At 34.1% G+C, this 15,617-nt stretch carries 21 protein-coding genes; 1 reads left to right on the forward strand and 20 read right to left on the reverse strand.

Features of this window, described 5'->3' with window-relative positions; genetic code table 11:
- The first annotated feature begins 149 nt into the window (after positions 1 to 149).
- Entirely contained in the window at positions 150 to 365 is a 216-nt protein-coding gene (locus tag J2S77_RS13600; protein WP_306978230.1) for a hypothetical protein, read from the forward strand.
- 47 nt (positions 366 to 412) lie between these two features.
- Here J2S77_RS13600 and J2S77_RS13605 read toward each other — a convergent pair whose 3' ends face one another.
- From J2S77_RS13605 to J2S77_RS13690, 20 genes are all read right to left on the reverse strand, one after another.
- On the reverse strand, positions 413 to 643 hold the full coding sequence (locus tag J2S77_RS13605; protein WP_306978232.1) for a hypothetical protein: 231 nt from the start codon (positions 641 to 643) through the stop codon (positions 413 to 415).
- A gap of 18 nt (positions 644 to 661) precedes the next feature.
- Positions 662 to 814 carry a hypothetical protein gene (locus J2S77_RS13610; protein WP_306978234.1) on the reverse strand — a complete coding sequence of 51 codons (153 nt, stop codon included), beginning with the start codon at positions 812 to 814 and terminating at the stop codon, positions 662 to 664.
- A 115-nt stretch (positions 815 to 929) separates the two neighbouring features.
- The gene (locus J2S77_RS13615) at positions 930 to 1,460 is read right to left on the reverse strand and encodes a GNAT family N-acetyltransferase (protein WP_306978235.1); all 531 of its coding nucleotides are present in this window, start codon (positions 1,458 to 1,460) and stop codon (positions 930 to 932) included.
- 50 nt (positions 1,461 to 1,510) lie between these two features.
- Positions 1,511 to 1,834, reverse strand: a complete 324-nt coding sequence (locus J2S77_RS13620) for a hypothetical protein (RefSeq protein WP_306978237.1) — start codon at positions 1,832 to 1,834, stop codon at positions 1,511 to 1,513.
- Positions 1,835 to 1,918: 84 nt separating this feature from the next.
- Positions 1,919 to 2,761, reverse strand: coding sequence for an alpha/beta fold hydrolase (locus tag J2S77_RS13625; protein WP_306978239.1), 843 nt, complete (start codon positions 2,759 to 2,761; stop codon positions 1,919 to 1,921).
- Between the two features lie 180 nt (positions 2,762 to 2,941).
- On the reverse strand, positions 2,942 to 3,280 hold the full coding sequence (locus J2S77_RS13630) for an immunity protein CdiI family protein (RefSeq protein ID WP_306978240.1): 339 nt from the start codon (positions 3,278 to 3,280) through the stop codon (positions 2,942 to 2,944).
- Positions 3,281 to 4,083: 803 nt separating this feature from the next.
- On the reverse strand, positions 4,084 to 5,907 hold the full coding sequence (gene abc-f / locus J2S77_RS13635) for a ribosomal protection-like ABC-F family protein (protein ID WP_306978243.1): 1,824 nt from the start codon (positions 5,905 to 5,907) through the stop codon (positions 4,084 to 4,086).
- A gap of 279 nt (positions 5,908 to 6,186) precedes the next feature.
- Positions 6,187 to 6,522 (reverse strand): TIGR04104 family putative zinc finger protein, encoded by a 336-nt coding sequence (locus J2S77_RS14460; RefSeq protein ID WP_370871856.1) that lies wholly within the window; start codon positions 6,520 to 6,522, stop codon positions 6,187 to 6,189.
- Positions 6,523 to 6,700: 178 nt separating this feature from the next.
- Entirely contained in the window at positions 6,701 to 7,132 is a 432-nt protein-coding gene (locus tag J2S77_RS13640; protein WP_306978244.1) for an NUDIX hydrolase, read from the reverse strand.
- A 133-nt stretch (positions 7,133 to 7,265) separates the two neighbouring features.
- Positions 7,266 to 7,679, reverse strand: a complete 414-nt coding sequence (locus J2S77_RS13645) for a GNAT family N-acetyltransferase (RefSeq protein WP_306978246.1) — start codon at positions 7,677 to 7,679, stop codon at positions 7,266 to 7,268.
- A gap of 137 nt (positions 7,680 to 7,816) precedes the next feature.
- On the reverse strand, positions 7,817 to 8,383 hold the full coding sequence (locus J2S77_RS13650) for an AAA family ATPase (protein WP_306978249.1): 567 nt from the start codon (positions 8,381 to 8,383) through the stop codon (positions 7,817 to 7,819).
- A gap of 36 nt (positions 8,384 to 8,419) precedes the next feature.
- The gene (locus J2S77_RS13655) at positions 8,420 to 9,130 is read right to left on the reverse strand and encodes a hypothetical protein (protein WP_306978251.1); all 711 of its coding nucleotides are present in this window, start codon (positions 9,128 to 9,130) and stop codon (positions 8,420 to 8,422) included.
- A 480-nt stretch (positions 9,131 to 9,610) separates the two neighbouring features.
- Complete coding sequence (locus J2S77_RS13660; RefSeq protein ID WP_306978254.1) at positions 9,611 to 9,961, reverse strand: hypothetical protein; 351 nt, start codon at positions 9,959 to 9,961, stop codon at positions 9,611 to 9,613.
- 33 nt (positions 9,962 to 9,994) lie between these two features.
- Positions 9,995 to 11,236: an MFS transporter gene (locus J2S77_RS13665; protein WP_306978255.1), complete on the reverse strand. Its 1,242-nt coding sequence runs from the start codon at positions 11,234 to 11,236 to the stop codon at positions 9,995 to 9,997.
- Between the two features lie 83 nt (positions 11,237 to 11,319).
- Entirely contained in the window at positions 11,320 to 11,802 is a 483-nt protein-coding gene (locus J2S77_RS13670) for an NUDIX hydrolase (RefSeq protein ID WP_306978257.1), read from the reverse strand.
- A 69-nt stretch (positions 11,803 to 11,871) separates the two neighbouring features.
- A complete protein-coding gene (locus tag J2S77_RS13675; protein WP_306978260.1) occupies positions 11,872 to 12,762 on the reverse strand; it encodes a GNAT family N-acetyltransferase in 891 nt (296 codons plus the stop codon).
- Between the two features lie 521 nt (positions 12,763 to 13,283).
- Positions 13,284 to 13,580, reverse strand: a complete 297-nt coding sequence (locus J2S77_RS14465; protein WP_370871857.1) for a TIGR04104 family putative zinc finger protein — start codon at positions 13,578 to 13,580, stop codon at positions 13,284 to 13,286.
- A gap of 449 nt (positions 13,581 to 14,029) precedes the next feature.
- A complete protein-coding gene (locus J2S77_RS13680; protein ID WP_306978262.1) occupies positions 14,030 to 14,599 on the reverse strand; it encodes a GNAT family N-acetyltransferase in 570 nt (189 codons plus the stop codon).
- Between the two features lie 132 nt (positions 14,600 to 14,731).
- Entirely contained in the window at positions 14,732 to 15,199 is a 468-nt protein-coding gene (locus J2S77_RS13685; protein ID WP_306978263.1) for a GNAT family N-acetyltransferase, read from the reverse strand.
- 43 nt (positions 15,200 to 15,242) lie between these two features.
- Entirely contained in the window at positions 15,243 to 15,581 is a 339-nt protein-coding gene (locus J2S77_RS13690; protein WP_306978265.1) for a hypothetical protein, read from the reverse strand.
- Between the last annotated feature and the right edge of the window lie 36 nt (positions 15,582 to 15,617).

Below are 15,617 nucleotides of genomic sequence, written 5' to 3' on the forward strand. Positions count from 1 at the left end.
CGCCATCCCCACCTCATCGCGATAACACATAAATAATCAATGACAAGAGTTGAATTTCATTGCCATGTATTTTACACATAATTATGGACTTGACTTCTGTTACCATCGAGTTAATTAACCAATTATAATTGCTCGAAAGGAGAATGAGTATGTTATCCAACATCTTATGGGGCTTATTCCTAGTCGCAGCCATTGCATTTATGATCATTCTAGATAAACGAAAGCAGAAAAAACGTTACACGAAGCCACAACACCTGAAAACCCAGCAAGAAAAAGAGAACGAAAAAGAAGTCGAACGAGAAGTTGAAAAAGCAAGATCACGTCGAAATGGCCCACCAGCAAGCGGCGGACCTGGAGGCTTGTGATAAGCCCAAATAAAATCAACCATCTTTTTAATGTCCAACGCACCTCATTAGTCAAATGACGCTTGGCTATTTGTTACAGTTTCTATTAAATCCTCAATAGACCCCACACATTGTTCTACCTCAGATAAATGATAAAACGTACTTGTTGTTTCAAAATGATTGACTGATTCGTCTGATGAATAAAGATAAATTCTTTTCCCTTGTCCAAGTGCAATACCGAACTCTATATGACTTCCTTTACCCGCAGGCAATAAAACAATAATGAAATCTGCTTCCATAACAGCCGTTTTTTCTTTTTAACCTATATCCGTCAAACCCTCAAAAGTTGAAGCTCTCTCATTATTCGTCCAATCATAAGTTTGAACAAAGCCTCTATTGATTAATTCATTACTAACTATACGGACTGTATCTTTATTTTTAAAACTTGATGCGACGTAAAACTTCCGCATTAATTTATTCCCCTTTGAATGAATTAAAATGATTGTTGTTATAAACTATTTGTGTAAAGACGTTTCTAAGCACAAAAACATGAATCTGTAATCAAAAAGTGCTCACATAATGACATTACGAATCAATATCAAAATAGTTATCCTTTAAAATTGAATGGATATGAACTTTATGGTCCTGAAGTACAATTTCCTTATCAAAATTCATACCTATCTTATCCGCAACCTTTTTTGAAGCAATATTATTAGGTTGAATTAAAGAAACAAGTCTGTTTTTATCTAGATGATTAAAACCATAATCTTTTAAGGCTTGGGCTGCTTCAGTAGCGTAACCTTTACCCCAATGATCTCGAGAAACCCAATACCCTATTTCAAGTTCTTCAACTCCGTCAACTGTCTGTGGTACCAGTCCTGCATGCCCTATTGGGGAATTATCACCCTTACTTTCTAATACCATTAAACCCATATCAGGCCCCACATTATATGTACTATAGATCCATTTAAAAAAGCGATTGGTCTCTTGCTTATCTTTTATGTTTCCTTCTCCTATGTACCTAACCATTTCTGGATCAGATAATAAAGAATATAGATAATTAAAGTCATCATTTTTGTACTTGCGAAACTTAAGTCTCGGGGTTTCAATTTCCATTTTACTTCTCCCTCTCTTAGGAAATAATTCCAATACGAATCAAGTAGCTTTCAGTTTTCAACCACTATTTTTTCTACCGTCTTATTGTCAATTTGATTATCTTCTCCTACGTTATAAACCCAAACTTTAACGTTATCACCAGTTGCTAACTGTGAAAATCCCTCCGCATCTCCTTCATAAATAGTATCCTCATTTACTTTTACAGTGTACACAGGATAGGACGCATCAGGATTTCTATCTTCCTCAGCAACTACTAATTCAATACTAGTTTCATTTAACCCTGAAATCTCACCTACAAAATGTGCTTCATCGTCACTACACCCCATTAATCCTATTAAAAATAATAGTGCAATCAAAAGAATGCTTTTCTTCATTCAACCACCTTTTCTTCTCTGAAATTTCGTTATCGTAATAAAGAATGTTTTGAGGTTAATTAGTGTTATAAGTTGTAATTAAAACTAATTCAATCTTTTAAAATCAGAAACCATATCCGCAAATTGATCTTTTTCCTCTACAAAAGGAAAATGGTTACTCTTTTCAAAAACATACAAATTTGAATTCTGCAATCCTCTGCTAATGTCTTGAGAAAACACTAACGGACACTGCGCATCATATCTCCCGCAAAACACAATAGAAGGAACTGAAATAGTATGTAACTGATCTTGAATTTCACAATCTGGTAATTCCTTAAATGAAAAGTAATCTAATCTTTGTTGAACCACTTTACCACTACTTGGTTTAGAAAAGTATTCATCCCAGCGATCAGGATTATACAGTGACATCTCACCCCATTCTCGATTAGCCTCTTTTCGTTCTTCTTTAGTCGAATCAGGAGATTTTAATACTGAAAAGATTTGTTTTAATTTTTTATTCAAAGGACTATTGGGGGAATACATACTTTCTTCATGGTCCATATACGTTTTGGTTGCAGTTGCTCCACCAATTAATAACTTAGTTAGAGAATCAGGATAACTTAGAGCATAAACTAATCCTAGCATTCCTCCAGTTGAATGACCCGCAAATCCCCAAGACTTATAATTCAATGCATCTCTAATCGCATCTAAGTCTTTAACCGTTTCTTTCATACTCAATTCTGTATCAGTATTAGCTCTACAAGAATGACCTGCCTCTTTTAAATTTATTAAATAAACCTTGAAATCATTTACAAAAGCATCAGCAAAATAATTTCCAAGTTCATTAAATTCACTATATAAATGCGTAATACAAAGCGGCTCGCCAGTTCCTTGAGTGAAAACTTCAAACTCGCCTCTTTCTGTATGAATAAATTGTTGATCCCACATATTCATATCCCCTTTAGACAAATGAATTAATATTATTTTGATTCAATACATATTAAAAAAACTGCTAATTTATAGATTAACTAACATATTGATAAAAAAGCGAATTAACTCTCGATTCGCAATACAACTTAATATTCGTTTTTCATTATTAAATCAATGTTCAAATCATTTAATAGTCATTTATTCCTTTACATGCATTCTTGCAAATGTAGAAGGTGAAAATGAAACTTTATATTTTCCTTCAAGTTCTTTCTGTACTTCTTCTGTTAGTTTCAACCCTTCTTTATTATGTGTTTTTTCAAGTTCAACCCCATTAGAAACTATTCCATCTTTATCCCAATCAATCCATTTACCATAGTCACCTATCCATTTCATTAACCGCAATTTCAAATTGAGTGAAATTGGAATCTCTTCTACGTCTAGGTTGCAATGACAACGATCACACCAAATAGGATCTGCCCCAACATCTGCTTCAATTTTTAATTCCTTTACTTCCTTTTGTTTACATAGACATCTCATATCATTTTTCAACTCCCATTTTTAAAAATAACCGGCTGCAATAGTTTTAAAATAATCTTCAGCATATTTTCCACGAAAGCCTCAATAACCTATTAATTTTCACATTTGGTTATGTAAGTTTAATGACAATTAGTCCTACAAGTTCTTCTAAGCTTTCATACGGAAAAAGCAGTTCACTCAAAAGTAAGTTTTTCGTTTTGGAGTACGAACAATAAGAGTAGAAACACATAACGAATAGATGATCAAATGCATTTTGAGCAGTCATTTATGCAGGGAAATGCTCGTTTTTGTTAAATTAATGCCACTCTTTAGCTTTCAAAATCAGGTCATTGCATATTGAAATAAAACACAGCCAATAACACTATAATAAAAAGTGAAAATACGAGAATAATAGCTGCAATAAAAATACCTACCAGTTCTGCGGTTTTAAGGGCATACTTAAACCTTAAATAATTACAAAATAATAGGACTGAAACAATCACAAGCAGTCCTGTTGCAATGAAATTTGGACTGGAGCTTATGACTAATATACTTAAGACAAATGCAATGATGCTCAAAATTAAAGAATTTCTTTTAGTAAACAAGATGCTCCACCTTAAAAAAATTCGTTAATCAATTAACTTATTTTACCATATATAATTGAATTATCCTAAAATTCTTTTAACTTGGATTAGTAAAAACTTTACATTTTAACCCATAAATCCATATAAAAAAGTAGTCCAATTATGGTTACAAATAGCACCTTTGTACTCCTAAACTGAACTACTTATTCTCAAGTCCCACCCGCTCACAATCTCTCTACATTATAATGACCCGTTCAATTTGTTCACTTGTTCTTTTAACCGTTCTATTTCAGCCTTCAAATCCTTTAATGCTTCAACCTTCTCCTCTTCTTGTTGTGATGACTCATATTCTTCAAGTAAACCTTGAGAATACCTCGCTTCCAATTCTGTTAATTGATTTAACAGTTGTTGCTCTTCTGATTCAACATTAACGTGGTTCACCCAGTCACCATATGTCCCATTAAAAACTTGCATCGTTTGTTGTTCTAATGAAATAATTTTATTCGAAATCGCTCGCAACAAGTACGGGTCATGAGTCACTAATACGATAGAGCCCGGATAGTTAACTAAAGCATCTTCAATAATTTCTCTCGATGAAATATCAAAATAATTATTAGGCTCATCTAAAATTAACAAATTAGCCTCCGAAAAATACAGCTTCACAAAAGCGACGCGCCCTTTTTCACCTTCGCTCAAGTTACCAATCGTTTTAAAAACCTCTTCTCTTCTAAACAAAAAACATGCCAAGATCGTACGAGCATCAGTTTGATTCATATTAGGAAGCTCCATGATTTCATCTAATATGGTGTTCTGCTCGTTTAATTGTTCGAACTCTTGGAAAAATTGCCCGATTTTCACCTGAGGATTATAATGTATGGCGCCTTGATCGCCTTCGCTAAGACCAGATATTAATTCTAGAAAAGTTGTCTTCCCGCTACCGTTAGCACCTACCACACCTATACGGTCACCTTTCAATATATCTACGTTCACATCTTTTAATATGGCTTTATCGCCATATGACTTAGACACCTGATCTACGTGAACCATACGCTTTCCAGTAAATTCACTCGCATCCATTTGCGCATTTATTCTACCTGGTTTCTTCGGCTTTTGAATCGCTTCTTTTTCCAAATGCTCTAATGCGCTCTCTTTTGCTTTAAGCTTTGATGCTTGTTTAGACGCTTTCTTTTGCGCATATGGGTCGCGGACACTGGCTTTAGCATTAGCGCTTGCATGCCAACCTTTATATTGTTGGATCAAATCTTTGAGTTTCCGTCGTTCTTTTTCCTGATTCTCATATTGCTGTCGTCGCGTTTCTTCTTCGATTTCCTTCTGAGCCTCATATTCCTTGTATCCACCTTCATACCTGGTCAGTCCTTCAGATGTTAATTCAAATATTGCCGTTGCAACCCGATCTATAAATTCACGTTCATGAGAAACAAATAAAACCGTACCTTGAAACGCTTGCAACCATTTAACTAACCAATCGATTGTTTCTAAATCCAAATGATTAGTCGGCTCATCAAGAATAATGAATTGTGCATTTTCAAGCATAAGCTTCACAAGTTTAGCGCGCGTTTTTTGGCCACCACTCAGTTGTTTAAAAGGTATATGCCATGTTTCTTCTATTAATCCCATTTCTAATAAACTGCTTTCAATCTCCATTTCCCATTGATAGCCATCAACTTCTAAATACTGTGATATTGCCTCATTATATTCTTTCAAAATAGCTGCATCTCTCGGATCTTTTTCTAATTGAATAAGCGTTCTTCTTAGTTGTTCTTTAGGGTGCTCTCTTACAACCCAATTCCTGAGTGGTAGATCCGTATGACTTTCTTCCGCTTGAACCATGTAACCAATATTCGACCACTCTACACCATAATAAATGTCACCTTCAGCTATAGGCTCAAGTTCAAGCAGTCCATTAATCAAACTCGTCTTTCCTACACCATTCATGCCTAATAAGGCAACACGTTCATTCGGTAAAATATCAAACGTTACGTCTTCAAATAACTTTCGAACGCCTTTTTCCATTGTTAAATTTTCAGCTTTTATGACAAACATAACATCACTCCAATTTCGCCACAAAAAAAAGCACAGAGGAAGGGTTCCCTGTGCCGTTACAAACTAATCCATCATATAACATCATGACGAAAAGAAATGAATGTTTATATAGTCATCTCAAAATAGACACACGTATCCCCTTCTTTTGCTCGTGGCAAAAGACTTTTTGAATAAATTTAATTACGCAAAAATAAGGGAATTGTCCATTTTGATTGTCGATACCTCCTTGAATTTACCTAACAATACTATATATTAATACATATGTGAAGAGCAATTATTTCAAAAATATGGTTTTTCATTAGATAATGATAAAATGAAAGGATAAATCAAAAACAATAGTACAAATAGTAAAGAACTAAAAACGGGCAAAAATGGAGATGGTAAGAATGTTCCCACTGTTAGAATCAATACTATAACAACAATTGCCATCAAATATGATACTATTCTTGATTTGTTAGAAGTATACTGAATAGCTTTGCAGCTGGGGCAAGTCATTGACTTTGTAATTGTGAATATTTCTTTTACCGTTTCAGTCCAACTCCAATGATGACTACATTTTTTACATACCGGCATTAACAGTCTCCTCACAAAAAGCGTTTTACTTGGTTGTGTCATTTATTTACAAAACCACCTGTGCTAATTGACATTATGACTACAGACAAATAAAGATCTTATGTAAAATGACCACAACGGAACCAGGTAAAATAATTGGTTTATGCCCCACATACTGTCTTAGATATTTGTAGTATTCCATTTACAAACCCTCACTAATTCTATATAGTATTTCAAAGCATTAAAATTCTATATAAAATGGATGAGTATTTTCATCCAAGGAATATTCAATTCTTTGTCTGAAATTACTCACAGTCACCATTTCCAATGCTTCATCAATTGGGTAGAAATCCACTTCCAAACTCTCTGGTGAAGTCGTTGGCTTTCCTCCAATTGGTTTAGCTAAGAACAGCGTGTTGCAAATTGATTTTTCTACATTCTGGAATATTCCACAAAATTTCAAATCTGCAATATCAATTCCTGACTCTTCTTTAGTTTCCCTTATTGCAGCATCCCTTAAAGACTCACCCTCTTCAACTTGTCCACCAGGCATTTCCCAACCTCTCTCGGGTCCCTTGATTAACAGAATTTCACCATTATCATTAGGAACAATAGTAGCAGCTGAAACTATGTGCTTAGGTGGTGTATAAATTTGTGATTTACTTTTCTCCATTAAATTCCTCCCTCTTTTAACGACTAATTATTATATTCTTCTTTTATAGCCTTGGGTCTACGGTTATATAACGTTCTAAATTTAGCTCTTCTTAGAAAATTGAGGTTTTACTCATTATATAAAACTCAATTCGTTATAAATCTTGAGATAGACGAACCATATCCGTACACTGTATGCCATTTTCGAAGATCTCTTCTTGATAATGCCTAGTAAAAAATCCCACATCAATACCAGTAATTCTAAAACCACATTTTTGGTAAAGTAGAAGTTGCCCTACACTCGAATTCGCAGTACCAATTTCTATTGTTTTGTATCCCATTTCTTTTGCTGTTTCTATTGCATTCATCACTAGAAGTTTTCCTATACCTTTACCGTGATATTTTTCTGCAACTGCAAAGTTCACCATTTCCAAGGTCTGAGGTCTTGTAGGAAGTAATACATAAACTCCAATAATACGATTATCTATCTCTGCAACAAAGCATTCTCCCATTTTTAAATAGTCTGCAATCATCTCTTCGGAAGGATCCGCTAATAACAACAAATCCATAGGAGGGTCTTCATCTATATAAAAAAACTAATATCTCTAAAATCCATATTTGTCTGCTCCACTTAAAAAGTAATAATATATCTTGCTATTTTTATGCCTAATACTTTTAGTTATCTGTATACCTAGGTGTGAATTAATTATAAACATTTAGAAATATGAACGATTTTTTTAATTACATCATCAAATTTCTCGTTATATTTAATTACGAATAAATAGTCTGCTTCTCCCACTTCAGGAGCTACAACATCATCTAGTTTAGATTCAGCTTGTTGTTTCAAGAGTACTTCCTTAAAGCTTGAAAAATCTCCTCTTAATACAGTTGTACTTCTTTCACTTTCATTAACGCGTTCATAGAGTATTTCATCAGGAATGTCAAAATGAACCAAGATACGGATAAATTTTTCTTGGTTATATATCTCTTCAAGCAAATATTCTCTTCCTTCTTTGGATCGATTTCCATTGCTAGCAATGATATGTTGATCTGTGTTTGTTTTAGCATAATCAACAATTAGTTTAGATATTGAATACTTGAGGTTATTCGGTCCGGCCTTGGGTTGCAACATAGGGTAAAATTTATTAGTAAATTCTGCATGATTATCTTGATCCAATACAAAGGAGTTATCAAGTTGTCTTTCTAAGGTTCTTGCAAATGTGGTTTTCCCACTGTGAGTTTTACCAACAGTAATAACAGCCAACCTTTTCATTATTATGCAGCTCCCCTTCCATGCGACTAAATCATATTAATTTGCATAAAACTCCTGCTCAATAATCTCATCAATTCGTTCTGAATAGTCACGTTGATTTTCATCAGATTGCTTCGGGTTCTCTGCTATCATACGTTCGTTAATTTTATTTAACAATACACCTTGCGCATAAATATCTCGATCAAATGAATGGTTCAACTCTTCAACACTGATTCCTAAAGCATCAGCATACATCTCCATACTCTCAACAAAGTTTGTGTCAACATTTTCTTCGATGTAATCCGTCACTTCTTCCTGAGTCACTGTCAGATCATAACGTTCCTCTGCTGTGTTAAACATTTTATTAATTGATTCAGCTCTCTCCTGAGCTAGATCTTTTACCTCCTGAGAGGGTTTTCGCTCGTCGTACAGTTCATTTTCCACTAAATAGCGAAACTCAAATTTTGCTTCACTAATTGATGCTACACTAAACACTTCATTTTCGTCATATTGATCCTGATCCTGTACGTCAAATATTTCTTCTACTACCGCTTCGTCTAAAGAATCCCGAACTTCATTAACAGCCTTATCGAAATCTTCTTCATCATATTCTTGAGGATCAGGTATTTCCGCTTCATTATCATTTGGTTCAGATTGCGCCTCAGGAGATTCCGTTTCAAACAAATCACCCGAGTTCCAGATGACCAACCCAATCACCAGAACAACGACAAAACTACCTGTTATGACAGCTTTTTTCACATTGATCATGCCTTTCTCTCAATCATTTGGTACTTTGCTATGATCCTATTCGCAACCCTTATTGCAGCCCGTAATTTAATATCTGATGTCTAATCGTTTCATTACTAAATGTGAACCATAATAAAAGCAATAAAACGATAATGCCCATCACTAGACTAACCCAAGCAAAATATTTATTTTCCCTATTTATTATAGGAAATAGCACGACTAACAATGTCCCAAAAGCAAGTGTAATGACAATATTTAGCTCTGCTGCTGATGTCTCGAAAATGATATGATCACATCCTTTAATAGATTAATAATTTTCATACGATTCTAGTAGAATTTCTATCGTTGAACTCATCTGAATATATCCAAAATATTCAAGATAACTTTTATCTAAAAGCGATAGATCTATGCCGTATTTAATCTTTGGGTACCATCAAATTTCACCATGCTTTATTTCACAACCATATAACTAAACCTTAACCAACAATAAATTAATCCTCTTCATTTTCTGAACATAATAACGGTAATTATATACCGAACAATCAGCATCCCCAAGAAAATTAATATACCAGTGAATGTGATTGCTGCTCCCATTCCAAATGGTTTAAACCAAGATGCGTTCGGCGGAGTTATGAACATCTCCCCCAATATAATGGATAAAATCACGGAAAAGATATTAGCTAAGATTATATAACGAAATTCGATCTTAATTGAAAATAAGCCCGCAACAACAACAAATAATAACGTCACTACAGTCAAATGAGAATAATCATCTAAAAACTGAGTTGTTTCAAAGTAATGAAACAAAAATGGCATAGGTACTAGTAAGGGTAACAAGTAGAATAAAGTCATAATTCCTCCTCATACTTCTCATTTTCTACTAAGTTAATTTCCATCATTCGCGTATTCAGTCGACCTTGATTCATTAAAACTATAAAATCTAAATAACACAATCATCATTAAACTCAATCCAACAAATATGATACCCAACAATAAATTCGGGGATCTTATTGCCCACACTCTCGAAATAAACGGTTCTAACCAAACGACCAGTGAACCACCTAAAATCATTCCTAAGGGCGTGAAACCTAAGGAGAAGAACCGAATAACGCCGCCAACTCTTCCTAATAAATTTTTAGGTGTAATACGTTGCCGATAGGATAAGTTAGCAATATTCCAAATGATGATAAAATAACTTCCTATAAAATATAGTCCGGCCACAATAAACTTATTATAAAATAGTCCAACAGCTCCAAAACATAATCCCATTACAAACAATGAAACGACTAATTGAGTCTTTAACGCGAATTTAGATGAAAATAACGAAATCGTGTTACTAGCTAATAAACTGCCTAGGGTGCTGAAAGAAATTAGAACACCAAATTCAAATGAACTTAGTTCTAAAACTTCTCTCACTAATAACACTTGCGTGGAAAGCGTACTAGAAAACAACAGTATTACAAGGCTGCCTAAAATCACCATTAACATCAGTAAAGAGTGATCCTTGAAAATAAAAGTGAATCCTTCTTTTAACTTTACTTTCTTATAATCATCCTTAATTGTGTCAGGTAATTTCATCTTGAAAATGAATAGGCTTGCTAAACAGAGTAAAATCGTATCCAATAAAAAAGGTGTCCAGATACTTATTGCGATTAGCAACCCGCCGCAAGCTCTACCTAATACATCACTCATCGTTAACCTTGCAGTCACAATCATGCCATTAGCTTTTTCCAAATCTTCTTCTGACACAATATCTGGCGTAACGGTTTGTGCAGAACTATCAAATAATACCTTCGAACAACCAATTAAAAAGCCGCAAATAATTAATAATAGAATAGTGATTGTATTCGTTATGATTAGAACAGTTAAAACAAATAACGTCGTAATTCTCAAATAGATACTGATCCAAATAATCAATTTCCGATCAACTTTATCCAATAATAAACCTGTATGTAAGCTGAATAGTAACCATGGAATAGTCAGTGATGCAGAAACTACTGAGATCATAAAGGCATTGTCGGTCAAATTAGTCGATAGCCACGGGATTGCAATTAACGTAACTCCATCACCGAGTGTTGAAAATAAAACGGCAATTAATAGATACTGAAAATTTTTGTTCTTTCGCACTCGGATCACTCATTTCTATCTCTTAGTGCTGACTCCCGATAAAAAATCAATCTACTAAATGTCCACGGCTTGAAATCATCAAACTAGTTTCGTAAGACTTTCCAATCTTGATAAGTTATTGTATCAATCCCTAAAGTCTCTGAATTTAACCATTCAAAAGTTTTTAAAACAAGTGGTGAAGCATTGTCCAAGGAAACATCATGTTCCGATACCCACGATGCCCCCAATGAATCCTGTCCCTCAAATTGTTCTGGAATATTTAATTGTCCGCCTACCACATTAACTGAATAATATACTGCTATATGGTGCACATCCGTAAAATCTTTCCACGACCAAGGAAGTTTAAAATCAATGACACCAATGTTTTCCTCAATTTCGATTTCTAGACCCGTTTCCTCGAGGAACTCTCTTCTCATTGCTTCGGACAAACCTTCCCCTTCTTCTAAGCTTCCTCCAGGGAGATCATATCTGTTTATATAAGGACCACCGTTCTTATTTATAACCAAGAGTTTTCCATTTCTTATACATATTCCATATACTCCAAATGCTCTATGATATTTTCTCATAGACTCTGACACCTCTCCTCAGATCCATTTAAAAGAATTACTCCTTGAGATAAAACACTTCGAAACCCTTTATTCTTTCTGAAAGGTAATCCAAGTCGGACTTGGGGCAAACGGAAATCGGGTCAAGACTTCCAAAGCATAGCTGTCAGTTGTATCAAATTCTCCAATTATAAATTCGAATCCGTGCCGATATGCATAATTCACTTGCATATGAACCAATTCAGGAATCAATTGTTTTTGTTCCATACCATTAGTACCACACCAGCCTAATTCCACAGTTTTGATTTCATCAGACTCATGAAGAAAGGAATAGGCGATGATGCTCTTCTCCTCAGAATCAATGTAAATATAACTCCAATCTTGTAATACATCATTAGAAACAATTAACTCATACCATTGATCTGCGTCTAAATGTGCTACTGGATTAACCTCATGCGTTTCTTCATAAACCGTTTTCACTTGATGAATGAGTGCCTCTGTTAACTCTTTATTCATTAAGACTTCTTCTAAAGTTTGAATTTGAACACCTTTACCTTTCAGAGATCTATCATTAATAACATCAGATACTGCTAAAGCTGATATATAAGTTCTTCTTATTTCCTTGAACCCATTATGTAAATACAAATTAATCTGTTTATTCGAAGTTTCCCAAGTTGAGGTTTGTAAAGTTAGCCCTTCTTCTTTGATTTCTTCAAGCTTTAAAAGCAGTTGTGTTTCAATATTTAAATGTCGATAAAACGGATCGACTAGAATACGAAAATAAAGGCAATATGGATGAATTCGACTTTTCCAGGTAAGCAGTATCCCAACTAAATCATTTTCAAAATAAGCTGAGAATGCAACATTCAACTGATTTGACTTCACGATGTTAATCAAGTTTTCATACTCAAAACAAAAATTCAATAACCTTATCAACTGAGGTTCGTCTTCATCTTGATATTTCTTCACCTCAATATGCATATCTCAACCTCCAATGAGAACTTCCTAACAGAATCGACACATTTATACAACCTATTTAAAATTTGATATAGATTTCAGCTTGAGCTTCTACACCAAAGGCCTATAAAAACTACTCCCAATTTAGGGCTTTACAAATTTTTTATAAAGGCTGCTCATTACAAAATACGAAAACAGCAAAGTGACTACTAATATAATAATAACTGAGACAAAGTTAGGTTCACCGAGCACTATCTGAAAAATATTAACTAAGGATATATTAAAATTAAACCACTCTAAAACCCCAGTTAAGAAAACACCAGTGAGTATTCCCAAAATCATAAATAGCCAAAATTTATTTTTGCTCATTTTATTCCCTCGAACCAAAAACGAAATCTAAAAATTCAAAATTTTATTCATTCAAGTATATCATGTGTTTCAACTTTTGTAATTAATTTCCATTAAAATAATTTTAAAATGATTTTTCGCTGTCTAATGAAGCCTTTGAACTCCTTTTATAATATCAACAGCTTGTGCACCTTGATTCACAAACAATCTTTATAAGTTACTAAAAACGGAGCAATTAAAGAAACCAATATTATACATACGATAACTATCCCAAAAATTAAAGCAAGGTCGTTAGTAGGTGGCAGAGATATAGCGGAAATACACATTGGAAGAATTGTAAGAATAGCAACAATGGTTCTGCTAAAAGATGTTATCTCATGCACCGTACCGCATTCGTAGCATTTAATAGGGCGATAATTGGCCCAAATTGATTTATAAATTTTACTCCAACTAAATTGTGCATGACAATTCTCACATTTTTGCAATACAGTCACCTCATAACTTATAACCTGATTAAAATATTAACTTCATACTTTGTAACCTGCCATTCAAAAATACCAACGACAAACTTTCACTGATCCAATATCAAAACACAATTAAACTATACACAAACGGAATCACAAGTGCCAAAGCCAAAGATACTATCGCTACTTTTTTGGATTGTTTAACAATACGTTCATCACCCTTATGTAAGTTCTCTACAAAATGAAGAGTATAAGAAAAACACAAAATTAATAACGTAATAGATATAAATCCTATAAAACCTACGACCAATTGAATCCCCTCTCCTTGCCTGACAAATTGCACTTCACCTTATCTGTATCCCTAAATGATTTTATGTAACACTACTATTCAGTCTAATAAGGACTAATATCACAATCCCAATTGAAGTTTGTAAAAAAAGAACTGCTCCTCAGAACAATTCTTTTATGACGTAAAAAGTCTACTCGACCAAATTTTTAAAATAAATCAGATTATCTGTCCATTCTCCAAACTCGAAGATAAATCCTTTTCTTATACATTCATATTCCATACCTACATTTTCAGCTAATTTGATTGAAGCAGGATTATCAATATTGATATGAGCTTCAATACGGTGAAAGCTCAAACACTTGAAAGCCATATGAAGAACTTCGTTTACCGCTTCCCTGCCATACCCTTTTCCCCAATATCGATTATGGAACGAGTATCCTATTCGTCCCCATTGGAATTCCCCTCTCTCTATAGTTGATAAGTCAACCATTCCCACATGTGTACCATCTTCCTGTCTAAACACGCCAAAAATGTAGGCGGTATCCGTTAAAGCTAAGTTTTGATGTTTATCTATAAGTTTATTAAACCATTCCTCTGTACAATCACTCATGTCTGTTCTGCCCGTATCATGTCGATGCTGAGATGGATAACGTCTATTAAATTCATTTAACCAATTCTCGTAATCAGCCTTTTTAAGTGGTCTTAATACTAACCTTTCTGTTTCTGATACATATTCAAATAATTCATTCTCCGTTTTCAAATGTGAATTCCCCTTTGTATAGACTATTTAAAAACATCAACTGATCGTTTAAATGTCATATCGCATCACACCTTTCATGAAATTTTAATTGCTGGCATATCATTCTATTTTAATCAGCTATGGAAAAGTCAATTATAAATACCCTTTCATTCTAATTACCTTTCCATCAAATTCTGAACCCACTTCTTCCATACCGATTTTGTGATAAAACTGACGTGCAGCCATATTTGAAGGAGAAACTCTTAAGTGGTATTCACTAACATCATATTTGCCGAAAAAGTCTTTTGCATAATTGTGCAATGCTGTTCCTTTACCCACTCCACGCATTTCAGGCATTAAATAATACAAATGAACATAGCCAATATCATAACCTTCATATTCGCGAATCGTTAATTCTAATTGTCCTATATAAAGATCATCTTCTTTTGCTAAAACAAATCCCTTAGGAAACTGTTTGATCTTCTCATTTAACCAACTCAAATAATCATCTTCTTCAAATGCCGAAGCATCTCCAAAACTTGTTTTAAAAGAGTCCCTCCGAAATTCGATCACTTTATCCCGATGTTTATTTAAATTAATTTCTTCAAAGACCAATTTCATTCACTCCATTTCAAACAAATAGCTTAAAAGGATCATCCCCATTCTAAGACTGCAAAACCTCAACTACTTCCGCTTCATCACTCGTTTTCATTACCAATTCCTCATGATCAAAAACGAAGAATACAGGCAGTTCCTCACCACCAACATCTAAATCATCCAAGTCGTTGTGAGATTTTGAGAAATAGGTTTGGGATAAGTATATATTGTCATCCGTAAAAGATTCTTTAAAAGCAGGTGTTGAAATAGAGTCCTGAACTGATACTATGCTATATTTCCCTTCTTCTTCCGATAAAAAGTGTTCAGGTGCTTCTGCCCCACCTGTGCAACCTGCCATTAGAGATATAACGAGAATGAACATTATGATAAATAATCGACGTGTCATGTTTAAAAACCCCTTTAACTAAAATAAACTGATACA

It is taken from the genome of Alkalibacillus salilacus (assembly GCF_030812915.1).
Taxonomy (GTDB): Bacteria; Bacillota; Bacilli; order Bacillales; family Alkalibacillaceae; genus Alkalibacillus; species Alkalibacillus salilacus.